The sequence below is a fragment of the Gordonia sp. UBA7860 genome, assembly GCF_002500165.1.
GTDB lineage: Bacteria > Actinomycetota > Actinomycetes > Mycobacteriales > Mycobacteriaceae > Gordonia > Gordonia sputi.
This window is the reverse complement of record NZ_DLSO01000046.1, coordinates 1-11,530: the sequence shown is the minus strand read 5'-3', so window position 1 is coordinate 11,530 and position 11,530 is coordinate 1. Positions and strand designations below refer to the sequence as shown.

Annotated in this window: 9 protein-coding genes; 1 reads left to right on the top strand and 8 read right to left on the bottom strand. The window is 64.8% G+C overall.

The window, feature by feature from the left end:
• Nucleotides 1-36: 36 nt before the first annotated feature.
• Entirely contained in the window at nt 37-939 is a 903-nt protein-coding gene (locus B3T59_RS06650) for a hypothetical protein (protein ID WP_197502416.1), read from the bottom strand.
• A 133-nt stretch (nt 940-1,072) separates the two neighbouring features.
• The gene (locus B3T59_RS06645; protein ID WP_287001807.1) at nt 1,073-2,923 is read right to left on the bottom strand and encodes a fatty acyl-AMP ligase; all 1,851 of its coding nucleotides are present in this window, start codon (nt 2,921-2,923) and stop codon (nt 1,073-1,075) included.
• 388 nt (nt 2,924-3,311) lie between these two features.
• Here B3T59_RS06645 and gjpA point away from each other — a divergent pair, with 388 nt between their 5' ends.
• Nucleotides 3,312-5,003, top strand: coding sequence for an outer membrane porin GjpA (gjpA, locus tag B3T59_RS06640; protein ID WP_287001806.1), 1,692 nt, complete (start codon nt 3,312-3,314; stop codon nt 5,001-5,003).
• 115 nt (nt 5,004-5,118) lie between these two features.
• Here the strand turns inward: gjpA and B3T59_RS06635 are convergent, their stop codons facing one another.
• From B3T59_RS06635 to B3T59_RS06610, 6 genes are all read right to left on the bottom strand, one after another.
• Nucleotides 5,119-6,015, bottom strand: a complete 897-nt coding sequence (locus B3T59_RS06635; protein WP_287001805.1) for a hypothetical protein — start codon at nt 6,013-6,015, stop codon at nt 5,119-5,121.
• Nucleotides 6,005-6,790 (bottom strand): hypothetical protein, encoded by a 786-nt coding sequence (locus B3T59_RS06630; RefSeq protein WP_287001804.1) that lies wholly within the window; start codon nt 6,788-6,790, stop codon nt 6,005-6,007. The genes B3T59_RS06635 and B3T59_RS06630 overlap by 11 nt, the downstream gene beginning before the upstream one ends.
• A 118-nt stretch (nt 6,791-6,908) precedes the next feature.
• Complete coding sequence (locus B3T59_RS06625) at nt 6,909-8,126, bottom strand: SfnB family sulfur acquisition oxidoreductase (protein WP_287001803.1); 1,218 nt, start codon at nt 8,124-8,126, stop codon at nt 6,909-6,911.
• A gap of 131 nt (nt 8,127-8,257) precedes the next feature.
• The gene (sfnG, locus tag B3T59_RS06620) at nt 8,258-9,367 is read right to left on the bottom strand and encodes a dimethylsulfone monooxygenase SfnG (RefSeq protein ID WP_005202170.1); all 1,110 of its coding nucleotides are present in this window, start codon (nt 9,365-9,367) and stop codon (nt 8,258-8,260) included.
• A gap of 141 nt (nt 9,368-9,508) precedes the next feature.
• Nucleotides 9,509-10,192: a TetR family transcriptional regulator gene (locus B3T59_RS06615; protein ID WP_005202172.1), complete on the bottom strand. Its 684-nt coding sequence runs from the start codon at nt 10,190-10,192 to the stop codon at nt 9,509-9,511.
• A gap of 83 nt (nt 10,193-10,275) precedes the next feature.
• Nucleotides 10,276-11,478 carry an acetyl-CoA C-acyltransferase gene (locus B3T59_RS06610; protein ID WP_287001823.1) on the bottom strand — a complete coding sequence of 401 codons (1,203 nt, stop codon included), beginning with the start codon at nt 11,476-11,478 and terminating at the stop codon, nt 10,276-10,278.
• Nucleotides 11,479-11,530: the final 52 nt, after the last annotated feature.

Sequence of the window (11,530 nt, the reverse complement as noted above, 5' to 3'; positions counted from 1 at the left end):
ACTGCCGTGCGCCTCAGACTGCCGAGTGTGCGCCGTTCAGAGGGCGGGACACTTCCCCGCAGGAATCAATGTGAAGTTCCGGCCGAGCCAGTCGCCGACCTTGGTCAGCATCTTTGTGCCGTCCTCGAATGTTCCGCTCGTCGGACGAGCAGCCATCGAGACCGCGACCTCCCCCTGATCGGTCGCGATGAGGCCGAGCTGGCGCACCAGATAACCAGGTGCCGCATCGGTGGCAGGCCCCCAACCACCCTTCACCGCGGTGACCGCGTGCTGCTTGGGACCGAGATCAGCGATGCCCCACCGTTGATTCGGCGCCACCGAACCCATGTGGTCGAGGATGTTCTTGGTGTTCGGCATGCACGGCAGGTGCGCCCCGAAACGCGCCTGATCGGCCAGCGCCCATTGTGTATAGCCCGGATACGAACGCGGAGTATCGATCTCCGAACTCACCCGAGTCGTCACATCATGGCCTTCGCGCAGCACCGCGGTCACCGCGTCGACCGATGCCCTGCCGCCGCCGAGCGATCCCCAGAGGTCGCCTGCGGCGTCGTTGTCGGAGAAGGTGATCGCCTTGTCCTCCTTGGCGAGGATCGATGCACCGTTCTTGCGCTCGGCTGCCAGCGCGACGGGAACCTTGAAGGTCGACCACGCCCGCCCCGTCTTGAGCGACCCGAACGACTGTGCGGCGTCGGACCCGACGGGTACCAACGACACTCCGATTTGGCCGGGAATCGACTTACGAATCGACTTCTGCGCAACCGCCCAGCTGTCTGCGAGCCTCTTCGCCGGAGGTACCGGCGGACGCAGCCACGTCGCAATCGGCTCGGGTAGTGGCGGCGGTCGAAACCGGGGCGGGGCCGCATGCGCGCTCCCTGCACCGAGGACGATCGTCGTCACCGCGACGGCGATCAGCACGCAGAGTCGTTTCGAAATAGTCACATCTGTCCCTCTACTCACTTGAGTAACAGACGTTACGGCCCGGTCGCGCCCCAAGCGACCCCGAGGGCGTCACAACTCGGTCACACCCGGCCAGCACCGAGGAACACCACCGTGCACGGGCGTGGCGTGGCTGTCAGGAGGGCTGCCCGACGCCCCTGCCCGACGCGACCGCGAGCCGCACCAGTTCGGCACCGGCAACAGCCCTCTCGAGTTCTTTCGCTCGCGCCACGTCGTCGGCGGCCGAGGGCGTCTGCCACACAGCGACCGGAGACAGAGAATCGTCGAGGAACAACTCGCGACACCGCCCACGTTGGATCTTGCCGCTCGATGTCGTCGGAATCGACTGCGGCTCGACGAGAAACACCGAATGAGGATCGACGCCGTATCGATCGGCAACCACAACACGCACGCTCTCGATGATCTCGGCGAGGGCGTCCGCATCGAGTGAGCCCACACCACGGTGGTCGACGTCCACCTCCTGGACGATGACAAGTCGTTCGACCGCGCGCAATCCCGGCGTGAACGCGAACGCCGCGCCACGACCGGATGTCAGGGATGCGTGGCATCCTTGCACGGTGAATTCGATGTCGTTGGGATAGTGATTGCCACCGCGGATGACGACGAGGTCTTTGCACCGACCGGTGACGAACAACTCGCCGTCACGCAGAAATCCGAGATCGCCGGTGCGTAGGAACGGCCCTGCCCCGGTGTCGGCAATCGACGCGCCGAAAGTGTGCTCCGTCTCCTCGGGCCTGCGCCAATATCCCGCCCCGACACTCGTACCCGCACACCAGATCTCGCCGACCTTTCCCTCTCCGCACTGCACGTGCGTCACCGGGTCGACGATCACCACCTCGCCTGCGCGTGGCTCGCCACACCCGACAACAGTCATCGCACCCGCCGGGTCGTCGCGCTCGACGACTCTGTCTTCGGCGAGCACCTCACGATCGAGATGCATCGCGCGAGGCTGCGCCGAACCGGGCCGACCGGAAACGAGAAGCGTCGCTTCAGCCAAACCGTAGACCGCAGAGAATGCCTCGCGCGCGAATCCCGCGGGCGCAAAGGCTCCGGCGAACCGCCGCAGGGTTGCCTCCTGCACGGGTTCAGCGCCATTCATCGCGGTGTGCAGCCTCGAAAGGTCAAGTGCTGCACGTTCTTCGGAGGTGCTGTGTTCGACGCACAACTCGTAGGCGAAATTGGGCGCAACGGTGTAGGTCGCGGCACACGAGGAGAGTAGTTCCATCCATGCCATCGGCCGTTTGATGAACGCCGTCGGCGACATGAAATGTGCTGTGCAACCGAGATAGATCATCGACAGCACCCCGCCGATCAACCCCATGTCGTGATGAGACGGAAGCCAAAAGGCGCCGACGTCGGAGTCTGAGCCCTCCCACGACGATCGGATCGCCTCCATGTTCCGCATCAGGTTGTCATGTTTGAGGACAACGCCTTTCGGCGTCGTGGTCGATCCGGACGTGTACTGGATCATCGCGACCGTAGTCGCGTCGATGTTCGGCGCGACCCAGTCGTCGGCATCCGCCGAGACCACGTCCATCAGACCCCAGGTGAGGTCGCCGCCCTCGCCGAGCGTGTCGAGCATCGTCTTGATGGCCGGCTGCGTCTCCGACACTCCCAGCGCGAAACGTGCGCGCGCATCCGGCACGACCGAAGACAGTCGCGGAGCCAATCGCTCGTGCACCGGAACCGCGACCGCGCCGGCATAGACACATCCGAAAAAGCCTGCGATATGGTCTAATGCGGGTCGACAGAGCACCAGTACGCGCTCGCCTGCCGCACCCTTACTCTGCAACTCGGCAGCGATCGCGCGCGCCCTGTAATCCAGATCACGGTAGGTCAGCACACTCGCTTTCTCGCCGTCGCCGTTGTACGAGAAGTCAAATGCCACCTTGTCGGCGTACCGATCCGCCCGCTGCCGAAGCAGTTCGAGCAGAGTGTCTTCGGTGAGTTTTGCGTGCTTGGACATCGGCCACCTTCGTCGATCGTGATCTCGGCGCCGCGTCGAGTCCGCGGCCCCGTAAGACGACGACCCATCGTTCGCATTCCGTCCGGGCCGTCGGGCGCGAGGGACATTACCCGAGCATCGGTTGCAGGATGCCGCTTTTCTCAGGTTCCACGCCCACTACGACACCGAAACCTACTCTTCAGTACCACGCTATCGCGAATCTTTGACTAACTATCGCAAGCGATTACAGCGCGCTGAGCTGGTTCTTTAATGATCTAACGACACCAAACGAGCCCAGTTAATGGTTCGTGTACAAAAGCAAATTTACCGAAAAGGCCCTCTCTCAGCTCGCTCTGGCTCTACGTTCAGACTGCACTCAAGTTCTTGCACACGTCCCCGAGGAGAGTCCGTGCAGCGTTCCGCTCCCATCGCCCTGCAAGGCGATATCGAAGTTCCGAAAAAAGCCCCCCGCGCGTGGGTTGCCGCTGGTGTCGCCATCGCAGGCGCGAGCGTCATGGCCGTTGCACCCGGCGTCCATTCCGAGGTGCCCACCGCGTACAAGGCCACCACCGAAGCGACCGTGCGTCTCGCCGCCGACTGGAAGCCACTCGAGCCGTATATCGACGCCTTCAATGAGGCATCGAAAAACGCTGCGACTCTTGCCCATAACTACTTCCTGGCTCCCGGGCTGCCACTGCAACAGATCATCGCCAACCAGTCGAAGTACCTCAACGACGTTCTGAACGATCCGTCACAGGCCGACGACGTCCTCAAGAAGATGCGCGCCAACCTCGAAGCCGTGATCAGCGGCGTCACCGGGATCGGCGTGGCTGGTAATGCGCTCGACACCATGAAGAACCACAGTGTCGACGGCCTGCACGGTCTCGTCCTCGGGCTGCTTCCGTCGCTTCTACCCGCGGGTGGATCGATCGATCCAGAAGTAATCACCGCAGTCATGAACGTGCTGGCGTCACCGATGAGTGGCGTGCTCATGGGCCTCGTCGGTCCAGTGATCAGCCCGGCCGTCGCAGTCCTGAACAGCGGCATCGCCATCGCCGCCGCGATCCAAGCTGGCAATCCCGATGCTGTCTTCTCCGACGTGTTCTCGGCTCCTGCCAACGTCGTCGGAGCGGTATTCAACGGTGCCACACTCGATCTCACAGCCCTCACTCCACTCATCAACGACAGCGGCCTCTTGGGAACCACCAAGCTCAACTCCCTCGACATCGCGTTCGGAGGACTGTTCACTCCCGGTTCGGTGGGACGAGGCTCCTACGATGGCCCCGTCGACCCCGACAACCCCGACAACAAGATCCCCGCACCGGGCGGGTCGATCTTCAACAGCATCGGTCTGGGGGTCGATCTCAATGGGATCGAAATTGGCATTCCCGGGCAGGCCATCGGTCCGATCGGCGCGTTGGAAGGCGTTTCCCAAACCGTCGGCGCCCTTCTCGGTGATGGCTGGGATGGCAAGAGCGGCAAGCCCGTCCCGCCGCTAGCCGGTGTGGAGTTCCCGACCATCTCCGACGATGCCGCCGACAATTGGGCTGCGGCCATTCAGAAGCTCGCCGACACACTGCTGGGCAAGAAGGATTCCGAGACAACAACCCCCTCGCCGGATCCCGCCAAGACCGCAGCCGCCGTCGCGATGACAAGCGTCGCGCCGAACTCTGTCGATTCGGCGAAGGTCGATGCAGAGAAGGTCGATGCTGAGAAGGCCCAGTCCGAGAAGACTGCGCCGGTAACGACCGAGTCGGCGCAGGCCGAAGTCGTAGAGACGCAATCGAGTTCGGCGCCGACGGGCTCGTCCAGCGAAGTCCAGAACTCCTCCGAGGCAAAGGAATCCACCTCGTCGAGTTCGTCGACCGCCCCGGCCTCGTCATCGACCGGTAGTTCTTCGGACTCGACTCAGAGCTCCACGTCCAGCGGATCGTCGACGTCGAACTCCGGCACCGACGCTCACACCACCAGCTCTGTGAACGCCACGGGCTCTGCGGACGCCGAAAGCAGTTCATCCTCGGACACGTCGAGCACCTCCGGCGACTCGAGCGGCGCGTCGTCGACCTCGGGCAACTCTACGTCGTCTGCCAGTACCGACTGAGGTCGCCACCGCACCGCCATCGTCAACGGCAGAGCGCCGGATCCGCCACCGGGTCCGGCGCTCCGCTCGTTGCCTTACCGCCGAGGGATGGATGCGAAAGGCCCGCACTACACCTTCAGCAGGTACCGCGGGGAAGCCGAGCGACGTTGCGGTTGAGCCAATTACCGATCGTGTTGAGCGCGGCGATGCCTCCCGACATCGAGCCACCTGCGGCACTCATGGCGACGGCGGTCTGACGTCCGTCGGAGGACGTGATGAGTCCGATCTGCCTGACCAGGTAGGAGCCATCGACACCCGGACCCCAACCGCCCTTCACGGCAGTCGATTTCGGCGTCGACATCACCTCGATGCCCCACTGCTGGTTGCCTGCGACCTGTCCCATCAGCGACACGACGTGCGATGTTCCCGGCATGCATGGCAGATGGGCGGTGAACGTGGCGGCGGCAGGCAACGTCCACACGGTCTGCCCGAAGACCGTGAATCCGGCGCGCAGCCTCTGTGCGGGCACGGTCGACTGAGTGTCGCCGCCCTCACGCAGGACCGCGGTGACCTTACGAGCGGCGACGGCATCGCTCCCCAGCGACGACCACAGCGACTCGGCAGAAGCGTTGTCGGAGTTGATGATCGCGTTCGATTCGGCGGCCGACGGACCGTTCTCGCGTTCGGCAGCGACAGCAAGCGGAACCTTGATCGTCGACCATGCCACCTGAGGTGTGTTGTCGCCCAACACAATCGGATCACTGCCGCCTCGGCCAACGGGGGCCAGTGCAACTCCGACGGGTACTCCGACCTGCGCGGCGACCGCTGCGAACCCGCGTGCCAGCGGGTTCGCGACAGGAGCACTCGACGGCACCGACGCAGACGCCTGCGACGTCCTCGAACCGGTCACCGTCACCGTGACCGGCGTGATCTGGTTGTCACCGCGATCCGTCGTCGAACAGCTCGAAACGCCAAGAGCGCACACGGTGACCAGTCCGACAACACCGACCAGACCGCGCAGGTCAGTAGACATAGACCACCGCGTTGTTGCCGCCGCGACAGGCGACCACACCACCTTCTGGACCGCAGGACATGACGTAGCTCATTCCCGTGACCGGGCTGTAGGCGCTGATCACCCGCGACTGTCCCTGCACCCCGGTGCGCAGATACTCGTCGCGGACGGCCTGCGCGAACGAGCAACTCGTCACCGACGTACCCGCCGACACTCCGGCGCCGCAACTGACCGCTCCCGCCGGCGGGGTCGCAGGCGGCGCGACCGTCACAGTGGAGGTCGGCGCCGGATTGACCGTCTGCGTGACAGTTGGCGTCGACTGCGTGTCGGTCGACGAATCCGAGCTTCGATTGAGCAGGAAGTACGCACCGACGATGAGCAGACCGATGATCACCAGAGCGGCAACGCAGATCAGCACGATCAGCAACGACTTATCCCGACCCTGCGGACGGCGAGGCGGCGGATACTGCTGCGGATATGTGGACTGGGGATAAGCGGGCGGGGGGTACGACATCGATGCCGGGGCCGATGGATACGCGGGACCAGGCTGGGCCGGTTCGGACCGGGGCGGCTCAGGATAGGAGTAGTCGGCGTACATCGGCGGCTGGTAGGCGCTCGGGTCGGCATCCTGTGACGTCCCCGGGTAGAAAGACGGATCCGTATACGCATTCGTGGAGTTGCGGTGGTCGGCGGAGTCGTATGCGGTGGAGTCGTGGCCGGTGGGGTCGTAGCGTGAGTCACCGCCCCCGGGATATTCGCCCCCGGGACCTGACTGATCGTGCGGTGTCGGAGTCACACTGGCCACGTCCCATTCGTGAACATAGAGAAGAGAATATCCGGGATAGCAGATGATGCACGCCGGATTAGCGTAGCTACACCCCTCATTCAGATGACGTGGCCCCAGATATCGACACTCAGATCACACCGTGAGTCGGAGGGCTCTCCCCACGCAACACCCAGCGACCGATGTGCTGGTACTTCCAGCGCACCGGATCGTGCAGCGTGTGTGTCCTGGCGTTTCGCCAGAACCGATCGAGAGAGAGCTCGGCGGAGGCGCTGCGCGTGCCCGCCACCTCGAAGAGCGCAGAACTCACCGAGTTCGACGCACGGTCGGCGACGGCCTTGGCGACAGCGACGGCAATCGACGCCTGAGCGGTGAGCGCTGGATCGTCGACGTCCTCGGCCGTCGCCGCGTCGACAGCTCTACTCGCGGCATCGAGCGTTGCTTCTGCCGCCGCGACCTCGACGCCGAGCTCGCCGAAGCGTTGCACCGTCAACGGGTCGGCGTCGGCGCGCTCGACTCCTGCCTCGAACCACGGCCGCGACTTCGTGCGCACGAAGTCGGCGGCTGCATCGAGTGCGCCGCGCGCGATACCGACGTCGATCGCGACGTGCAGTAGCTGGGCGAATGCGCCGTAACCGGTCGGTTGTGCGACCGCCGGTGCGCGAGCCACGAGGTCGCCCGGGTCGACGTTGACCCCGGCGAGCCTGACTGTCCCCGAACCGGTCGTGCGCTGACCGAGGCCATTCCAGTCGTCGACGATCTCGACCCCAGGAGCGTCGGCCGCCACGAATGCGACGTACTCCCCCGGCTCGAACCCGACTGCGGCCTCCGCGGTTTCGGTCCCTTCGGGCAAGCGCGCCAGCACGGCCAGGGTGTGCGCGAACAACGACCCTGTCGCATAGAACTTTTCGCCGTCGAGTACGAAGCGGTCGCCTTGCCGACGCAGCGTGGTGTTGATATCCGCGACAGTCTTGCCGCCCCACTCCGACTGCGCATTCGCAACCCGGCCGCCCTGCAGAACGTGACCGAAGATGCGCTGCGCCAACGCATCCGGCGCGGCCAGGCGAAGCAGGTTCAGATAGACGAAGTGGCTGTGCGGAATCTGCGCGATGTTGGGGTCTGCGGCCGCGAGTAGTCGGGTCACATCCGCGACGACGCTCGGCGCCAAGTCGGGACCGCCGAACCGCTGTGGAACGGTGATCGCCAGAAGCCCCGACGCGGACAGCTCGTCGATCTCCGCATACGGGAGTCTGCGGTCGCGGTCGCGCACCGCGGCGTCGACCTCGATCCGCGCCGCTACCTCGCGTGCCTTCGCCAACGCCTCCGCAGCACTGGTCGGTACGACCACTGGATTCGCAGTCGGTACGGCCGCTGGATTCGCAGTCGGTACGACCACTGGATTTGCAGTCGGTCCGGTCACTGCCGGTTGAGCAGTGAAACCGCTTGTCGTCGTCGATATGTGGCGGTCTGGCGACACCGTCAGACCGTCGCGCCGCGGTCGGCGAGTTCGAGTTCACGCACCAGCGGCAGCACACGCTCGCCGAAGTACTCGATCTCCTCCTGGAAGTGCAGGAATCCACCGAGAACCAGGTCGACGCCGAGCTTCTTGTATGCGACGATCCGCTCGGCGACCTGCTCCGGTGTACCGATCAGTTGCGTACGGAAGCCGTCGTTGTACTGCACCAGATCCTCGAACGACGAGTCGGCCCACATGCCCTTCTTGTCGCCGGTCGAGCTGCCCGCCTGCTGCACCGCACTCCGAAAGCCCTCCACCGCAGGCTTGTTCGCCTTCTCGACGATCTCGCGCAGGGTGTCACGCGCCTCGGCTTCGGTGTCACGCGCGATGATGAATCCGTTGAGTCCGAAACGCACTTCGCGGTTGTGTGCGCGGGCGACGGCACGCAGATCGTCGAGCTGCTCAGTGACACCGTCGAAATCTTTGCCGTTCGAGAAATACCAGTCGGAGTAGCGACCGCCGTTGTTGCGTGCCGCCGTGGAGTTACCGCCTTGGAACAGTTCGGGATTGGGGCGCTCCGGAGTGTTGAGCGGCTTGGGCTTGAGGGTGAAGTCGTGGATGCGGTAGAAGTCTCCGCGGTAGTCGACGTTGTCCTCGGTCCAGATCTTGCGGATCACCTCGAGGAATTCGCCGCTGCGTCGGTACCGCTCGTCGTGCTCGAGCCACGGCTCACCGAGGTGGGTGAACTCGTCTTTGAACCAACCACTCACCACGTTGATCGCAAAACGCCCGCCCGACAAGATGTCTGCGGTCGCACCGAACTTGGCGAGCACTGCCGGATGCCACAGTCCGGGGTGAATGGCCGCGATCAGCTTCAGGCGTTCGGTCGCACCGAGGAGCGCGAGGCTGAACGACGTCGACTCGTGCTGGAACTCGGCCCCGTAGCTCGCCTCGTACCGCACCTGGCTGAGTGCGTACTCGAATCCGTTGTTCTCGGCGGTCTGTGCGAGGCGCTTGTTGTACTCGAAGTCCCACCCGGTCCGCTGCTCGATGTCGCTCGTCACGAGCCCACCGGACACGTTCGGGACCCAATACGCGAACTTGATCTCGTCGGCGATCTTCTCGGTGGACATGACACTCCTGTTGCTCGGCGGACGTCCGCTCTCGGACACAATCGACAGTTCAGTGTCCTCGACGACGCCACACCCGCCCACAGTTGTAATCGGCATGGATTCAAGTCGACGAAATGCGCCGACCTGTTCCCTGTCCGACGATCAGCGGTCGTCGGACGGCTCCCACTGCGCCATACCGAGGAACACGATGACCAACTGGCGCTGAGTGCGTTCGATGATCGCCGACTCCGCGCCTCGGCCGCGGTGCTCGCCGTCGAGGATGTCGGCGACGGCGGTCAGCATGATGCTCACGATGAGTTCCGCGGCGAGTTCGAGGTCGTCAGCCGTCCAGTCGGCGAGGTCGGGTATCCGCGACAGGTCGATGGCCAATTCTTTCGAGAACAACCGCAACTCGGTGTCGATGGCCCGCCTGATCTCCGCCAAACCGCCGTGCTGTTCGCGGATCAGGAAACGAAACGCCGGCTCGTTGTCGTGCACGTGCTGCAGCAGGATGTCGAGCGAGTTCTTCGCGGTCGGCAGTGCCTGCCGCGCGGCGAGGTCGCGACGCCCTTCACGCAACGTGCGTCGCAGCACTCGCATCGAGTCCTCGACGAGCGTGACGCCCAGGTCTTCCATCGACGCGAAGTGCCGGTAGAACGCGGTGGGGACGATGCCTGCACCCCGCGCGACCTCCCGCAGGCTGATGCTTCCGAAGCTGCGTTCGGCGACGAGATCGAGGGTTGTACTGATCAACGCCTGCCGGGTGCGGTTCTTGCGATCGGCGCGAGTCTCGGCGTCAGCCTCCCGACCGCCATGGGCGGAGCCGGAGCGTCGAGTCCTGGTCACCTGCCCGAGCTTATCTTGCCGCAGGTCAGGCCGACCCACCGCCGTCGCTCACGCCGACGCACCGCCACCGGCGCGGCGACCACTCAGCCGGCGACCTCGAACAGCCCAGCGGCGCCCATACCTCCACCGATACACATCGTCACCACGCAATAGCGGACGCCGCGTCGGCGACCCTCGGTCAACGCATGCCCGACGCACCGCGCACCCGTCATGCCGTACGGGTGACCGACCGAGATACCACCGCCGTCGACGTTGAACCTCTCCGGATCGATGCCGAGCTCGTCGCGGCAGTAGAGGGCCTGCGACGCGAAAGCTTCGTTGAGCTCCCACAGACCGATGTCGTCGACGGTCAGCCCGTGCTGCTTGAGCAGTTTCGGCACCGCGAATACCGGCCCGATCCCCATCTCGTCGGGTGCACATCCCGCAACAGCCATGCCCCGGTAGACACCGAGCGGTTCCAGTCCACGTCGTGACGCTTCGCGGGCTTCCATCAACACCGACGCCGACGCGCCGTCGGACAACTGCGACGCATTTCCCGCCGTGACGGTCGACGTCGCGGTGACCGTTCCGTCGGGAAGCACCGCGCGCAGACCGGCGAGCGACTCGCTCGTCGTCGACGGACGGTTGCCCTCGTCGCGATCGAGCATGACCTCCTGCTCCGACGTCTCACCCGTTTCCTTCTCGACGACCAGCTTGGTGGTCCGCAGCGGCACGATCTCGTCGTCGAACCGGCCGGCCTCCTGCGCTGCCGCTGTTCGCTGCTGGGAGATCAGTGCCAGCTCGTCCTGGCGCTCCCGGCTGACGCCGTACCGTTCCGCGACGATCTCCGCGGTCTGCAGCATCGGCATGTAGATGTCGCCGACATTGGCAACGAGCCACGGGTCCTGAGCCCGGTAGTTGTTCGCATGGTCGTTCTGTACCAACGAGATCGACTCGACGCCGCCACCGACGGCGATCTCCATGCCGTCGTCGACGATCTGCTTGGCGGCCGTCGCAATGGCCATCAGGCCGGACGCGCACTGCCGGTCGACGCTCATGCCCGACACCGAGTTGGGCAGTCCCGCACGCAGCAGCGCCTGGCGGGCGATGTTGAACCCGGTCGAGCCCTGCTGCATGGCGGCACCGAGCACGACGTCCTCGACCTCGCCGCCCTCAATACCTGCCCGCGACACCGCATGTGCGATGGCGTGCCCGGCGAGCTCTTGTGCCTGGGTGTTGTTGAACGCTCCTCGGTACGCCCTGCCGATCGGGGTGCGTGCGGTGGAGACGATGACTGCTTCGCGCATGAGTGTCCGTTCTTTCTGGTGCTGGTGCTTCTCGCGTGCTGGTGTTTTGCTT